At 38.9% G+C, this 14,845-nt stretch carries 17 protein-coding genes; 5 read left to right on the forward strand and 12 right to left on the reverse strand.

The annotated features are described in order from the left end of the window. Positions 1-22: 22 nt before the first annotated feature. From RM539_RS10730 to RM539_RS10745, 4 genes are all read left to right on the forward strand, one after another. On the forward strand, positions 23-1,288 hold the full coding sequence (locus RM539_RS10730) for a putative DNA modification/repair radical SAM protein (protein ID WP_311503553.1): 1,266 nt from the start codon (positions 23-25) through the stop codon (positions 1,286-1,288). Continuing rightward, positions 1,285-2,061, forward strand: a complete 777-nt coding sequence (locus RM539_RS10735; protein WP_311503397.1) for a TIGR03915 family putative DNA repair protein — start codon at positions 1,285-1,287, stop codon at positions 2,059-2,061. The genes RM539_RS10730 and RM539_RS10735 overlap by 4 nt, the downstream gene beginning before the upstream one ends. 46 nt (positions 2,062-2,107) lie before the next feature. After that, on the forward strand, positions 2,108-2,326 hold the full coding sequence (locus tag RM539_RS10740; RefSeq protein WP_311503398.1) for a hypothetical protein: 219 nt from the start codon (positions 2,108-2,110) through the stop codon (positions 2,324-2,326). An 81-nt stretch (positions 2,327-2,407) separates the two neighbouring features. Next, positions 2,408-2,647, forward strand: a complete 240-nt coding sequence (locus tag RM539_RS10745; RefSeq protein WP_311503399.1) for a hypothetical protein — start codon at positions 2,408-2,410, stop codon at positions 2,645-2,647. A 167-nt stretch (positions 2,648-2,814) separates the two neighbouring features. Here the strand turns inward: RM539_RS10745 and RM539_RS10750 are convergent, their stop codons facing one another. The 12 genes from RM539_RS10750 to RM539_RS10805 form a co-directional block, all read right to left on the reverse strand. Beyond that, positions 2,815-3,792 carry a polyprenyl synthetase family protein gene (locus RM539_RS10750; RefSeq protein WP_311503400.1) on the reverse strand — a complete coding sequence of 326 codons (978 nt, stop codon included), beginning with the start codon at positions 3,790-3,792 and terminating at the stop codon, positions 2,815-2,817. A gap of 61 nt (positions 3,793-3,853) precedes the next feature. Beyond that, entirely contained in the window at positions 3,854-4,897 is a 1,044-nt protein-coding gene (gene rlmN / locus RM539_RS10755; protein ID WP_311503401.1) for a dual-specificity RNA methyltransferase RlmN, read from the reverse strand. 74 nt (positions 4,898-4,971) lie between these two features. Continuing rightward, positions 4,972-6,021 carry a tRNA preQ1(34) S-adenosylmethionine ribosyltransferase-isomerase QueA gene (gene queA / locus RM539_RS10760; protein WP_311503402.1) on the reverse strand — a complete coding sequence of 350 codons (1,050 nt, stop codon included), beginning with the start codon at positions 6,019-6,021 and terminating at the stop codon, positions 4,972-4,974. Between the two features lie 98 nt (positions 6,022-6,119). Then, entirely contained in the window at positions 6,120-7,337 is a 1,218-nt protein-coding gene (gene aroA, locus RM539_RS10765; RefSeq protein ID WP_311503403.1) for a 3-phosphoshikimate 1-carboxyvinyltransferase, read from the reverse strand. A gap of 5 nt (positions 7,338-7,342) precedes the next feature. Continuing rightward, positions 7,343-7,588, reverse strand: a complete 246-nt coding sequence (locus tag RM539_RS10770) for a hypothetical protein (RefSeq protein WP_311503404.1) — start codon at positions 7,586-7,588, stop codon at positions 7,343-7,345. Positions 7,589-7,595: 7 nt separating this feature from the next. After that, complete coding sequence (locus RM539_RS10775; protein ID WP_311503405.1) at positions 7,596-7,931, reverse strand: nucleotide pyrophosphohydrolase; 336 nt, start codon at positions 7,929-7,931, stop codon at positions 7,596-7,598. A gap of 2 nt (positions 7,932-7,933) precedes the next feature. Beyond that, entirely contained in the window at positions 7,934-8,386 is a 453-nt protein-coding gene (gene dtd, locus RM539_RS10780) for a D-aminoacyl-tRNA deacylase (protein WP_311503406.1), read from the reverse strand. Next, positions 8,386-9,336: a ribosome small subunit-dependent GTPase A gene (rsgA, locus tag RM539_RS10785; protein ID WP_311503407.1), complete on the reverse strand. Its 951-nt coding sequence runs from the start codon at positions 9,334-9,336 to the stop codon at positions 8,386-8,388. The genes dtd and rsgA overlap by 1 nt, the downstream gene beginning before the upstream one ends. A gap of 102 nt (positions 9,337-9,438) precedes the next feature. After that, a complete protein-coding gene (locus RM539_RS10790) occupies positions 9,439-10,521 on the reverse strand; it encodes a bifunctional 3-deoxy-7-phosphoheptulonate synthase/chorismate mutase type II (RefSeq protein ID WP_311503408.1) in 1,083 nt (360 codons plus the stop codon). A gap of 21 nt (positions 10,522-10,542) precedes the next feature. After that, the gene (locus tag RM539_RS10795; protein WP_311503409.1) at positions 10,543-11,391 is read right to left on the reverse strand and encodes a prephenate dehydrogenase; all 849 of its coding nucleotides are present in this window, start codon (positions 11,389-11,391) and stop codon (positions 10,543-10,545) included. An 83-nt stretch (positions 11,392-11,474) separates the two neighbouring features. Continuing rightward, on the reverse strand, positions 11,475-12,629 hold the full coding sequence (locus RM539_RS10800) for a pyridoxal phosphate-dependent aminotransferase (protein ID WP_311503410.1): 1,155 nt from the start codon (positions 12,627-12,629) through the stop codon (positions 11,475-11,477). Continuing rightward, positions 12,629-13,453, reverse strand: coding sequence for a prephenate dehydratase (locus RM539_RS10805; RefSeq protein WP_311503411.1), 825 nt, complete (start codon positions 13,451-13,453; stop codon positions 12,629-12,631). Before RM539_RS10805 ends, RM539_RS10800 begins: the two co-directional genes overlap by 1 nt. A gap of 385 nt (positions 13,454-13,838) precedes the next feature. On the opposite strand from RM539_RS10805, the gene gldA reads away from it, so the two are divergent. Next, on the forward strand, positions 13,839-14,768 hold the full coding sequence (gene gldA, locus RM539_RS10810; protein ID WP_311503412.1) for a gliding motility-associated ABC transporter ATP-binding subunit GldA: 930 nt from the start codon (positions 13,839-13,841) through the stop codon (positions 14,766-14,768). The last annotated feature ends 77 nt before the right edge of the window (positions 14,769-14,845 follow it).

Consider the following 14,845-nt stretch of genomic DNA (forward strand, 5'->3'; position numbering starts at 1 on the left):
ATTTTTGAAGAAATTGTTAATGATGGATTTTGAACGCATAAAAGAAAAACTTGCTATTCTAGCTGATGCTGCAAAGTATGATGTATCCTGCTCCAGCAGCGGTAGCAATCGCAAGAACAAAGGGAAAGGGCTTGGCGATTCTTCAGGAATGGGAATTTGCCATAGCTACACGGAAGATGGCAGATGTATTTCCCTACTCAAAATCCTGCTGACTAACCATTGTATTTTTGATTGCGCCTATTGTGTTACCAGAAAAAGCAACGATATCAAACGTGCTGCTTTCAAGGTACAGGAAGTGGTAGATCTCACCATCAACTTCTATCGCAGAAATTACATTGAAGGGCTTTTTCTAAGTTCCGGTATTTTTAAAGATGCCGACTATACTATGGAAAGGCTTATCCAGGTGGCTAAAAAATTGCGACTGGAAGAAAACTTCAACGGGTATATCCATTTAAAATCTATACCCGGATCGAGTGATGAACTAATGCAGGAAGCGGGATTATATGCAGACCGGCTAAGTGTAAATATTGAAATTCCTACCGTTTCCGGTCTAAAATTACTGGCTCCCGATAAAAATCACGAAGATTTCATGAAGCCAATGAACAAGGTGAAAAATGAAATATTAAGAAACAGGGAAGAGAAAAAAATTTTGAAATCTACCCAAAAATATGCCCCGGCAGGACAAAGCACACAAATGATAGTTGGAGCAACCGGCGAAACAGATAGGGATATTATGTACACCGCTACTCATTTCTACAGGAATTATAATATGAAAAGAGTGTATTATTCCGGCTATGTCCCCGTAACTACAGATCCCCGACTTCCTGCACTTACCTCTGCCGTTCCTATGCTTCGGGAAAACCGGCTTTATCAAACAGATTGGTTGCTTCGCTTTTATGGATTTGATATTAGAGAACTGCTGAATGAAGATCACAAGAATCTGGAAACTGATATAGACCCAAAATTAAGCTGGGCACTTAGGAACATGCAGCATTTTCCTGTAGATATTAATAAAGCCGAAAAGCAAATGCTCGCAAGAATTCCCGGTATAGGATTAAAATCTGTCCAGAAAATTATTAAAGCCCGTAGATTCCGTAGTTTAAACTGGGAACATCTTAAAAACATTGGAGTTGCCCTTAATCGCGCGAGATACTTTATTACCTGCAACTCTAACAATTGGGAGAAAAAGGATTTGACTTCAGAAAGAATAAAAAATCTAATCCTGAAAAGTTCCGGTAGCAAATTTTCCAAAAATTACAGTCCGCAATTATCAATGTTCGACACATGAAAACGGTTTTAAGTTATGATGGCAGCATGGCAGGTTTTCTCACCTGTGTATTTGTTGCTTATGAAGAGAAGCTGGAGGTTATTAATATACAGGTACAGGAAAAGGCTTCAAAGCAATTATTTGGAGATTTTCAGGATGTTATCACACAGGACGCTATGGCTTCCCGTGTTAACCTGGCTATTAAAAAAAGGTGTTCAGCTGCAGGAAGAAGAAATTTATTTTGGGCGTTCCTTAGCGAAGAACAAGGTATTGAACTTACAATGTTCCACTATCTGCAATATGTTTTTAAAACTCAGGATCAAGTCGATGAAGATTTTAGCCATCCTGCTGTGCTAAAAATTACTCAAACCGCTAAAAAAGTCGGCCGGGAAAAGCATCGGATGGAAGCCTTTGTCAGGTTTAAATTAACCAAAGATCAGATTTATTTTGCCAGCATCGAACCAGATTTTAATGTTTTGCCGATTATACAAATGCATTTCGAACAAAGATATGCCGATCAATGCTGGATTATTTATGACCTTAAACGCAGGTATGGATTATATTATGACCTTCAGAAGGTTGACAGAATAACACTAGAATTTTCCGATCATTTTGATCATAACCCTAATAATAACACGGCTTTTGATCTACAGGAGATAGAATTTCAAAAGCTATGGAAAAAATATTTTGACTGTACCAATATTCCATCAAGAAAAAACATGAAGCTGCACCTTCAACATGTGCCAAAAAGATATTGGAAATATTTAACTGAAAAGAGCCCATTGCATAATTAAAAAATAGTTTAAATTTGTTGTTTCAACTAATTAAACAAATATTACAATGAAAAAATTATTTTTATTATTCGCAGTAGCAACTATGTCTTTATCAATCTACTCTTGTAGAGAAACAACTCAGGAAGATGCTGAAAACGATGTTGAAGAAATAGGAAACGAAATTGAAGAATCTGCAGAGGAAGCAGGTAACAATATCGAAAATGCTGCTGAAGATGCAGGAAATGAAGTGGAAGACGAAATGGAGAACACTGACGATAATATGTAAATATCCATTCTTCGGAACTAATAAAGGAAGCCATCTTGCACGACCTGCAGATGGCTTTTTTTGAACTTTAAATATAAGACGATGAAAAATCAGATTTTTTTTGCCTTAACTCTTGCTGCTATGCTTCTTGTATCCTGCCGGGAAAGCACCCAGGATAAAACTAAAGATGCAGTTGAGGCAATAGGAGAAGACATTGAAGACAATGCCCGTAAAGCGGGGGAAAAATTAAAAGATGGCGCTAAAAAGGTAGAAGAGGAAATTGATGAAGAAATTCATGAAACCGATGATATCAACGGCGAAGAAGCCAGTGAAGATTTCTAAAATTCTAAACCGCTCTAGCCTGATAATATAAAACGATTTCAAAATCTGAAAGCTAAATACAGGGAATTAAGCCTTTTAATGAGGGATTAAATTTTGTATAGGTTATCAGAAGGAACAATAAACTTTTGAAATGTATGTTTTACCTGCCTCAAAAAAGCTGAGTGAAATTACTTTTTCCTTTCTATAACATAATTAACCATTAATTCCAAAGCATTACGATAGGGAGAAGAAGAATAGCTTTCCAGAATTAGAAGTGCCTCTTTTTGAAATTTCATCATTTTTTTTTCCGCATAATCAAGTCCACCACTTTCTTTTACAAAAACAATTACTTCCTTCACCCGCTTCTTATCTTTGTTATGGTTCTTAACCGAATTAATCAGCCAGGACTTTTCTTTATCAGAACAATTATTTAGGGTGTAAATAAGCGGCAAGGTCATTTTTTGCTCTTTAATGTCTATACCCGTTGGTTTACCAATTTTTTCTTCACCGTAATCAAACAAATCGTCCTTTATTTGGAAGGCCATACCTATTAATTCACCAAACCTTCTCATCTTAGGGATTTCGTCACTATCAGGTTTTACCGAGGCTGCACCCAGGCTACAACAAGCTGCAATTAAAGTCGCTGTTTTTTGCCGGATAATATCATAATATATCGCTTCGGTAATATCCAGCCTTCTTGCCTTTTCAATCTGTAGCAACTCCCCTTCGCTCATTTCCCGTACTGCTACAGAAATAATTTTTAAAAGGTCAAAGTCATTATTATCGATAGAAAGCAGCAGGCCTTTGGACAAAAGATAATCTCCAACCAATACGGCAATCTTGTTTTTCCAAAGGGCATTTATACTGAAAAAGCCGCGCCGGCGGTTAGAATCATCAACCACATCATCATGTACAAGTGTTGCGGTATGAATAAGCTCAATAACAGAGGCTCCACGGTAGGTTCTTTCATTTACAGTGCCTTCAGAAACCATCTTAGCCACTAAAAACACAAACATAGGGCGCATTTGTTTCCCCTTACGATTTACTATATAGTGGGTGATACGGTTGAGCAGCGCAACTTTTGAAGACATAGACTGGAAGAACTTTTTTTCGAAAAGTTCCATCTCTTTTTCCACCGGAAGTTTTATTTGGGAAATCACCTTCATAAAGCAGTCAGCAAAGATAAGTTTTTATGTGAACTTTAATAACTGCTTTCTGCAATGGCATTTAAGCCGATTTATTTGCAAGCTGGCCGCAAGCTGCATCAATATCTTTACCCCTGGAGCGCCGGACGGTGACGGTTATTCCATTTCTTTCAAGCATATTTTGATACATATCTGTGGCCTGAGCAGATGCCTGCTGAAAATGCCCGTCATCTATAGGATTATATTCTATAAGATTTACCTTACAGGGTACGGCTTTACAAAAATCAACCAAAGCCCTTGCTGCAGCTTCATTATCGTTAATTCCTTTCCATACGATATACTCATAGGTAATACGGCTTTTGGTTTTAGAATACCAGTATTCCAAAGCTTCCTTTAAATCTTTAAGTGGAAAAGTGGCATTAAAAGGCATAATTTGCGTACGTACTTCGTCTATAGCAGAATGAAGCGACACAGCAAGTTTAATTTTCGCCTCATCATCTGCCAGTTTTTTAATCATTTTCGGCACCCCCGAGGTTGAAACTGTTATACGTTTTGGAGACATTCCCAATCCATCCTTTGAGGTAATTTTTTCAATTGATTTCATTACGTTTTTGTAATTCATCAGTGGCTCCCCCATACCCATAAAAACTATATTGGAAAGTGGCTTATCAAAATACAGCCGACTCTCGTTGTCTATAGCCACTACCTGATCATAAATCTCATCAGGATTCAGATTACGCATGCGCTTTAGTTTTGCCGTAGCACAAAACTGGCAATCCAGGCTACAGCCAACCTGGGAGGATACACATGCGGTAGTACGCTTAGGAGTAGGAATAAGAACCGATTCTACTGTAAGACTGTCATGCAACTTTACAGCATTTTTTATGGTACCATCGCTGCTACGCTGCATCTGGTCTACGCGAATATGATTAATAACAAAATTATTCTTCAGCATCTCCCGTGTTTCCTTGGAAACATTCGTCATTTCCTCGAATGTATGGGCACTTTTATTCCACAGCCATTCATAAACCTGTGTTCCCCTAAAAGATTTATCCCCCTGGGAAACAAAGAATTCCTGAAGTTGCTTTTTGGTTAAAGCCCGTATATCTTTTTTGTCATTTTTCACACTGCAAAAATACAAAAGACCTCACAGGATTTAGAAACCTGTGAGGCCTATTTCAAAAATAATAGTTTTAACGGCTACAATATCAGCATTGCATCACCGTAAGTATAAAATTTATAATTTTCTTTCACCGCTTCATCATAAGCTCTTTTCATAAAATCATGTCCTGCAAAAGCCGAAACCATCATAAGCAAAGTAGATTTTGGAGTATGGAAATTGGTTACCATACAATTTGCAATGCTAAAATCGTAAGGAGGAAAAATAAATTTATTAGTCCATCCGGCAAATTCATTCAGTGTTAGATTAGAAGAAACAGAACTTTCAAGAGCTCTCATTACCGTGGTTCCCACTGCACAAACTTTACGTTTTTCAATTTTTGCCTTATTAATGGTGCCTACAGCTGTCTTATCAATAAATGCTTCTTCACTGTCCATTTTATGTTTGGAAAGATCTTCCACCTCTACGGGGCTAAATGTTCCAAGTCCAACATGCAGGGTCACTTCAGCAAAATCAATTCCCTTAATTTCAAGTCGTTTCAAAAGGTGTTTTGAAAAATGAAGACCGGCAGTAGGCGCAGCAACTGCTCCTTCTTTCTTGGCATAAATTGTTTGATAACGTTCCTCATCTGAAGGCTCGACTTCTCTTTTGATATACTTCGGAAGTGGGGTTTCCCCTAAATCATTCAATTTTTGCCTGAAATCTACATAAGAACCATCATACAAAAATCTTAGGGTACGCCCTCTGGAAGTGGTATTATCTATAACTTCAGCTACAAGGCTTTCATCATCGCCAAAATAAAGTTTGTTCCCAATCCTTATTTTTCGGGCGGGATCTACCAACACATCCCACAATTTTGTTTCAGGATTCAACTCCCTTAAAAGAAAAACCTCAATTCTGGCCCCTGTTTTTTCTTTATTTCCAAAAAGCCTGGCGGGAAATACTTTGGTATTGTTCAATACCATTACATCCTGCGGATTGAAATAATCTAAAATATCCTTAAATTGTTTGTGTTCAATAGTTTGATCTTTCCTGTTAAGAACCATTAGCCTTGCTTCATCCCTGTTTTCAGAAGGATATTCAGCCAAAAGTTCTTTTGGAAGTTCAAAATTGAAGTGTGAAAGTTTCATTCCCATAATTGAGTTTTTAAAGGGCGCAAATATACAACCTCAACATAGGGGTTGTCAAGTAAATAAGGTTTTATTTAGAAATTGATTTATTCCTGGCTTCATTCCACTGAAAATTGCAGTTTTTCCAGGTCTTCCCAAAAAGATGGATAAGATTTGGAAACTACTCCTGCATCTTTAATATTCAGGCTCACTCTAAGGGCCAAAGGTGCAAATGCCATGGCCATTCTGTGGTCATTATATGTTTCTACGGAAACATTTGCGGCCAGTTCTTTTAATGGAAAAAGTCTAAGACTGTTCTGGGTAATATCTATCCTTGCCCCAAATTTTTCCATTTCAGTTTTTAAAGCTACCAGGCGGTCAGTTTCTTTAATTTTAAGAGTATGCAGGCCATCAAGCTGGCATTCAATCCCCAAAGCCAGGCAGGTTACTGCAATTGTCTGCGCAATATCTGGTGAATTGTGAAGGTTTTCAGAAATCAGCTTAGGTCTTTTCCACGGCTTTTTCCGCAGAATAACAGTATCTTTATCATATTCGGTCTCCACCCCAAATTTTTCGTAAATTTCGGCCAAACAGGAATCGCCCTGCAGACTTGTTTTGCGATAGTTGGAAAGTTTTATTTCCGCTTCTTCACAAACGGCCGCAATACTGTAAAAATAAGAAGCCGAACTCCAGTCGGATTCAATATTGATGGTCTTTGAAGACAATTCTTTTTCCGGCTGAATTTGAATTATGTTCTTCTTAAAATCACCTTTAATTCCGGCATTTTGTAATATTTCCAGCGTCATTTGAATATAGGGCGTTGAAGTGATTTGCCCCTCCAGTTTTATTTCCAGTCCATCAGGCATCGAAGGGGCAATAAGCATTAAAGCTGAAATATACTGGCTACTGATATTGGCCTGAAGCGCCACCCGGTTTTTTTCCAGTTTTCTGCCTTTTATTCGTAAAGGAGGAAATCCTTCATTTTTTTCATAAGAGATATCTGCTCCAAGACTTTCCAGGGCATCTACAAGTAATTTTACCGGCCGCTCTTGCATTCGCTTGCTTCCCGTAAGCACTACTTCCCTGCCTTCACGAGATGCAAAATATGCGGTAAGAAAACGCATTGCAGTGCCCGCATGATGAATATCAATTTCTTCATCTTTAGAATTTAATGCTTTTTGCATGACCTGGGTGTCATCACTATTGGAAATATTCTCTACTTCAATATTAGGGTACAATGCCTTCAGGATAAGGAGCCGGTTAGATTCGCTTTTTGAACCGGTAATCTGTAGATTTCCGGAAAGGTTTTTTTGATCATGTGATATTTTAATATCCATTTTTTCTAATTTGAATTCTTCTCCCGTTTTTCCTTTGCACGAAATTGCCCATAGGACACAATTAGCCCATAAAAAAGAGCCGCCCCAATCTGGCCAATCACATATTTTACCGTGTTATTCGCAATATGATCTTTGTAATATTGTTCGAATGCAAAGTTCCCGTATTCAAAAATAATTGAGATAAGGGTGTAGATAACTGCAAACACCAGGCCCAGTACAATTACCGATCGCCAGTATTTTCTCTGTGACATGATACTTTTAAAGCCCATCCTTTAGCTTTTCGTTATTATGGTGACGGTCATGGTCCCTCTTCGTTTTAAGATCAAGCTTCTTATCAAAAGATTCCTGCAGGTTCACACCGGTTTGGTTTGCGAGGCATAAAACTACAAAAAGCACATCTGCCAGTTCCTCTCCAAGGTCTTTATTTTTATCACTTTCTTTCTCGCTCTGTTCCCCATACCGCCGGGCAATGATCCTGGCTACCTCTCCTACTTCTTCGGTAAGCTGGGCCATGTTGGTAAGTTCATTAAAATAACGAACGCCGTGTTCATTAATCCATTCGTCAACCGCTTTTTGAGCGTCCTGTATATTCATTTTTATTCTTTATTTTTAGAGTCCATTAAAATTGTTACCGGGCCATCGTTAACTAGTGAAACTTTCATATCTGCTCCAAACTCTCCCGTACCTACCATTTTATCCAGCTTTTCTTCCAGCACTTCAATAAATTTCTCGTAAAGCGGAATGGCCACCTCAGGTCTGGCTGCTCTAATATAACTGGGGCGGTTGCCCTTTTTAGTGCCGGCATGCAGCGTAAACTGACTTACCACAATGGCATCTCCATCAATATCCAGTAGGGAAAGGTTCATTACATCCTCATCATCATTAAAAATGCGCATTTTCACAATCTTGTTGCACAGCCACTCAATATCCTCATCCCCATCTTTATCTTCTATTCCCAGCAAGATCAATAATCCTTCTTCTATTACTGCATTCACCCTGTGGTTGATGGTTACTGATGCTTCTGAAACTCGTTGTAATACTACTCTCATTATTTTGAATAATTATCTATCCGGTAATTTTCGTCTTCGCCTTCCATAATCTGCAAATAACTTTTATACCGGGACCAGGCTACTTCTCCTTCTTCCAAAGCCTCTTTTACGGCACATTTTGGCTCTTCCAGGTGCAGGCAATTGTAAAATTTACAATCCTGCTTCAGCTCAAAAAATTCAGGAAAATAATCACCGATTTCTTCTTTCTCCATATCTACCACGCCAAAACCTTTTATTCCGGGAGTATCAATAATACGCGCATCAAAACTCAGGTCGAACATTTCTGCAAAGGTGGTCGTATGTTGGCCCTGCCGGTGCTGCTCAGAAATTTCCGAAGTTTTTAACTGCAGAGAAGGTTCCAGGGCATTTATAAGCGTAGACTTTCCCGTTCCACTATGCCCGGAAAACATGCTGATATTACCAAGCATCATCTCCTTTACCTTGTCAACATTTTTGCCGGTTTTTGCTGAAATACCTATGCACTCATACCCGATATCCCGATAAAGTTTGGCCAGGAATTTAATTTCAAGCGTCTCCTCTTCATTATAAGTATCTATTTTATTGAAAAGGATAACTGCTTTTATATCATAAGCTTCAGCAGTTACCAGAAAGCGGTCTATAAAACTGGTAAAGGTTGGCGGATTGTTAAGCGTGACCATCAGAAAAACCTGATCTATGTTGGATGCTATAATGTGGGTTTGCTTGGAAAGATTTACCGATTTGCGAATAATGTAATTCTCCCGCTCTTCTATTTTTTTTATCACGCCCTGCTGCTCCTCACCCTGCTGCTCTTCAGGATCAAAAACCACCCTGTCACCAACAGCAACAGGATTTGTATTCTTTATTCCCTTAATGCGGAATTTCCCTTTAATGCGGCAGTTGTAGAGCGCTCCTGTTTCAGTTTTTACCTGATACCAGCTTCCTGTGGATTTATATACCGTGCCTTTCATTTATGCTCATTTAGACCTCACAGGTTCTGGAAACCCGTAAGGTCTGCTAAAATAGAAATTACTGCTTGCTTTTAAAGCAAAAAACAATGTAAACAAACCATGTTAAGCTTTCATAACCTTCTCCTGGTGATTAATAGATTCCTGATGCACGGCCTTAAAAAGACGCAGGATAAATTCTTCACTCAGGCCATGTTGCTCACCTTCCAGCACCATTTTTCCTAGAATTTCATTCCATCTCTTGGTTTGAAGAACTGAAACATTCTGAGATTTCTTCACCTTTCCAATTTCATCAGAAACTCTCATTCTTTTAGCAAGCAACTCAATTAGCTGATTATCGGCAACATCAATTTGCGCTCTCAGGTTATTCAGTTTTTTTTGAAATTCTTCACTTTCTGAAACTTCTTTTCTGATTTTTAAATCTTTCATAATCTGAACTAATGTTTCCGGCGTTATCTGCTGTTTGGCATCACTCCATGCTTCATCAGGAGTGTGATGGGTTTCCACCATTAATCCGTCGTAATTCAAATCCAGGGCAGTCTGGCATAGATCAAAAATAATGTCACGGCGACCGGCAATGTGAGAAGGATCAAGAATCAACGGAAGGTCTGGAAATTTATTCTGAAGTTCAATAACTATCTGCCACTCCGGATTGTTTCGATATTTAGTCTTTTCGTAAGCCGAAAATCCACGGTGAATCACTCCTAGATTTTTAATATCTGCAGTATAAAAACGTTCCACAGCTCCTAACCAAAGGGAAAGATCTGGGTTTACAGGATTTTTCACCAGTACCACTTTATCTGTTCCCTTCAGGGCATCTGCAATTTCCTGAACAATAAAAGGAGAAACTGTGGTACGTGCGCCAATCCAAAGAATATCCACATCATTTTCCAGCGCCAGGTCTACGTGGGCAGTATTGGCAACTTCAGTAGTGGTAAGCATTCCGGTCTCTTCCTTGGCTTTTTTTAGCCATTTTAAACCAAGTGCGCCAACACCTTCAAAATTTCCAGGCCTTGTTCTGGGTTTCCAGATTCCCGCACGTAAAACCGTGGCATCTGTATCTTTAAGCTGGTGCGCGATTTTCAAAACCTGGTCCTCGGTCTCTGCGCTACATGGGCCGGCAATCACAAGGGGATGATCCAGTCCAAAATTGTCCAGCCAGTTTCTAAGTTCTTTCTTGTTTTCCATTTTAATGTAATTTAAGTAGTATTAGTTGATTCCGTTTAAAATTGATTTTATGTGATTTGTCCTTTCCATTTCCTTAAAAACTTCTTCAAAATCTTCATTTTCAATAAGCGTTTTAAATTGCGTAAGATTATGAATATATTCATTTAAAGTCTCCAGGACATTTTCTTTATTTTGCTGAAAAATGGGCGACCACATGGCCGGGGAACTTTTAGCCAATCTTACCGTGGAAGCAAATCCACTGCCGGCCAGATCAAAAATATCCCGCTCATTTTTCTCTTTTTCCAGCACGGTTTTTCCTAACATAAAGGAGCTGATGTGCGATAAATGTGAAACATAAGCAATATGCCGGTCGTGGGATTCAGGATCCATATACCTAATGCGCATGCCCAGTTTGCTGAAAATTTCCATTGCTCTTTCCTGAAGTTTAAAAGCCGTTTTCTCCACTTCGCAAATAATATTGGTTTTTCCGCGGAAAAGATCCGGGATAGCCGCTTCCGGCCCCGAATATTCTGTTCCCGAAATAGGATGAGCGGCCAGGAAGTTTCTTCTTTTCGCATGTTCTGAAACCGCCGCGCATAATTTAGATTTTGTAGAACCCGCATCAATCACCAATGTATTTTCCCCAATTTCATCCAGCACTTTTTTGGTCACCTCAATACTCGCGTCTACCGGCACAGCGATAAAAACCACGTCGGCATTTTTTAAATCAGCCATTACAGCCGATTCGCTGATGAGCTTTAATTCTTTGGCTTTGGAAATATGCGGCTCGCTGGCATCTATTCCAAAAACTTTAGCTTCGGGAAAATTTTCCTTTACATCCAGCGCAAAAGAACCGCCTATTAATCCTATTCCTATAATATAGACTTTCATCTGTTCATTATTTTAATCCCATTTTGGAAATTCTTCACAGGCTTATAATCCTCCTGTTTGTAGCTAATTTTTTGCGTCCGGCATCATGCGGATTTCTTTACGCGTTTAACAGCTTCTGCTATATTTTCTTCCGAAGTACAAAGCGAAAACCTGATGTAGCCTTCTCCCTGGCTCCCGAAAATAAATCCGGGTGCGGTAAACATATCATAGGTATGCAATAGCTCGTCCACAAATCCTTCCGAAGTTTTTCCTTCCGGTACTCTTGCCCAGATAAACATTCCCTGCTGGTCTTTTTCGGGCACACAATTTAATGCCGCAGCAAGTTCAAGTACTTTATCTTTCCTGCTTTTATAAATCTTGTTTTGATCAGCAAACCATTTTTTGTCCAATCTTAAGGCTTCAGCGGCCCCTGCCTGTAAAGGAAAAAACATCCCGCTGTCCATATTGGTTTTCACCTTCAGGATGGTATCGATATTGCTTTCGCTCCCGCACACCATACCAATCCGCCAGCCGGCCATATTAAAACTTTTGCTAAGGGAATTCAGCTCCAGCACCACTTCTTTGACTCCTTCAGTTTTCAAGATACTTTGCGGATTATCATTCAGAATAAAACTGTAAGGATTATCATTTACAATAAGAATCTCATGTTTTTTGGCAAAAGCAATAAGTTCAGCAAAAAATTCATCATTTGCGGAAGCTCCGGTAGGCATATGAGGATAATTCACCCACATTAATTTCACCTTGCTCAGGTCTTTTTCGGCAAGCTTTTTTAAATCCGGAAGCCAGCCGCCTTCAGCATTCAGTTCATAATAAACTGCTTCGGCTTCAACTAAATTTGTAACCGAAGAATAAGTTGGATATCCGGGATTGGGAATTAAAACCTGGTCCCCTTCATTTAAAAAGGCCATGGAAATATGGGTAATCCCCTCCTTGCTTCCCATTAAAGGCAGAATTTCAGTTTCAGCATTTAATGCTACGGAATAGTGGTTTTTATAAAAATCTCTAATGGCATTCCGGAATTCCGCTGTACCCTTATACGGCTGATATTGATGCGCGCCCGGGTTTGACAGGGCTTCATTCAATTTCGAAATTACCTGCTGTGGCGGTGCCAGATCTGGACTGCCGATTCCCAAATTAATAATGGGTTTCCCAGCGGCTTCAAGCGCCCGCACCTCGCGTAATTTGCCGGAAAAATAATATTCCTGCACATTGTCTAATCTTCTTGCCTGTAGTACCATTACAAACTGTTTTTATAAGTCCCAAAAATTTTTAACTGCTCTGTCATTACTTTTAGAATTTCCATCGCTTTCTGAAATTCTTCGTATTCTTCAAAAATCACATCTATAAAAAATGAGTACCGCCAGGGTGTTTCAATAATTGGCATACTCTGAATCTTGGTCATATCCAGGTTAAAATCCCTGATAATATTCAATACCGAAACCAGACTACCGCGTTTGCTTTCCAGTTCAAATTTTAAAGATGCCTTGTCTATCTTTTCTCCATTTGGCTCCTTCTTTTTCATACTAAGCAAAAGGAACCTGGTGGCATTATTCTTTTTAGTATGGATGCTTTCAGCTAAAGTTTCCAATTCAAAAATATCGGCTGCCGCTTTGCTGGCCACGGCTCCAACGTGTTTTAGTTGCTGCTCATGAATTCTTTTAGCCACTTCCGCAGTATCAGCATCCTCGATCAGTTTTATATGCGGATATTTTTTAAAGAAATCTTTACATTGTAACAAAGCCATAGGATGAGAAAACACTTTTTTAATCTTCTCAATGCTCTGCCCCGGCAAAGCCATCAGGTTCATATCAATAGGAATGTAATGCTCGCCGATTACCTTTACATTATTCTCATCTACCATTGCGTAATTCGGTAAAATAGAGCCGGCGATAGAATTTTCTATAGCCATCACCGCTTCATCTGCCTCCCCTGAAACCAACGCAGCAATTAACTCTCTAAAGGACATACATTCCAGCACCTCCACATTTTCGTGATAATATTGCTGGGCCACCAGATGATGAAAGGAACCCTGGATTCCCTGAATTGCTATTTTCTTATTCATTTAAAACTGATCTAAAAAAAAAGTCCCGATTTTAGATCGGGACTTTATATAATTTTCAGCTTATTTAATTACATAGCATTCCCGATCCTATCTCTGGTAAAGAAATAAAAATAATAGAATGCGTTCCAGGTAATTAAATTGCTCATTGTTTCATTGTTACAGGGCTAAAATAATATTTAATTTCAGAATAAAACCTTGTTTTCTTCTGTTTTTTACGCTTTTTACCAAATCCTTTTCCGGAATCACATATTGCAAAAAAATTCCTAAAATTAATCTTTATCACCTATAATTTTTTCCGAATCATTTAAAGACTGAATAGTAAAATGTAATCCTCTTCTGCTTAAAAACGAACTAATAAATACTTATTTTTGGGAAAAAGAGCAAAATGTCCATTTCAGTAGAAGGAATTTCTAAATATTACGGAGAACAGAAAGCCCTGGATAAGGTTTCATTTTCTATAGCCCGCGGTGAAATTGTTGGTTTTTTAGGCCCCAATGGAGCGGGAAAATCTACTTTGATGAAAATCCTTACCGGATATTTGCCTGCTTCGGAAGGGAAAGCTGCCGTAAACGGAATCCCGCTAAACGAGGATATTCATAAAATTCAGAAAGGAACAGGCTATTTACCGGAACATAATCCGCTTTATCCTGAAATGTACGTCAGGGAATATCTTGCTTTTAATGCTAACATCTATAATATAGACAAAAACAGAATTGAGGAGGTAATTGAACTTACCCGCCTTACTCCCGAAGCAAACAAGAAAATTGAGCAGCTTTCTAAAGGTTACCGGCAGCGCGTGGGCCTGGCTTCAGCTTTGCTTCACGACCCGGAAGTTCTTATTTTAGATGAACCCACTACCGGACTGGATCCAAATCAGCTCGTGGAAATCCGCAATCTCATCCGGAATATCGGGAAAGACAAAACCATTTTTCTTTCTACTCATATTATGCAGGAAGTGGAGGCTATTTGTGAAAGGGTGATTATTATTGACCACGGAAAAGTGGTGGCCGACAAGAAAATAGCTGAACTCCGGGATGAAAATGAGCAAATTATAACGGTGGAATTTGATTACCGAATTGAAGAAGTGGCTTTACAAAGCATTCCTCATATAATTAAGGTAAAAAACACCGGCGGTTTTATGTATGAACTGACTTTTAATACTGAAAAAGACATGCGGCCTGCTGTTTTTGATTTCGCGCATGATAACGGATTAAAAACGCTTCAACTAAACCGGAAAACAAAGAACCTGGAAAGTTTATTTGCTGAATTGACTAATCCCTCAATCCCCCCAGCCCCCGAAGGGGGAGTTACGTAGAAAAAATTTCACAAGTGAAATTTTTCAATCTAAAAGCGCGGTTCTGAATTTTATTATCATCCTGAAAAAGAACCTCT

This window comes from Autumnicola musiva (genome assembly GCF_031846585.1).
GTDB classification, from domain to species: Bacteria; Bacteroidota; Bacteroidia; order Flavobacteriales; family Flavobacteriaceae; genus Autumnicola; species Autumnicola musiva.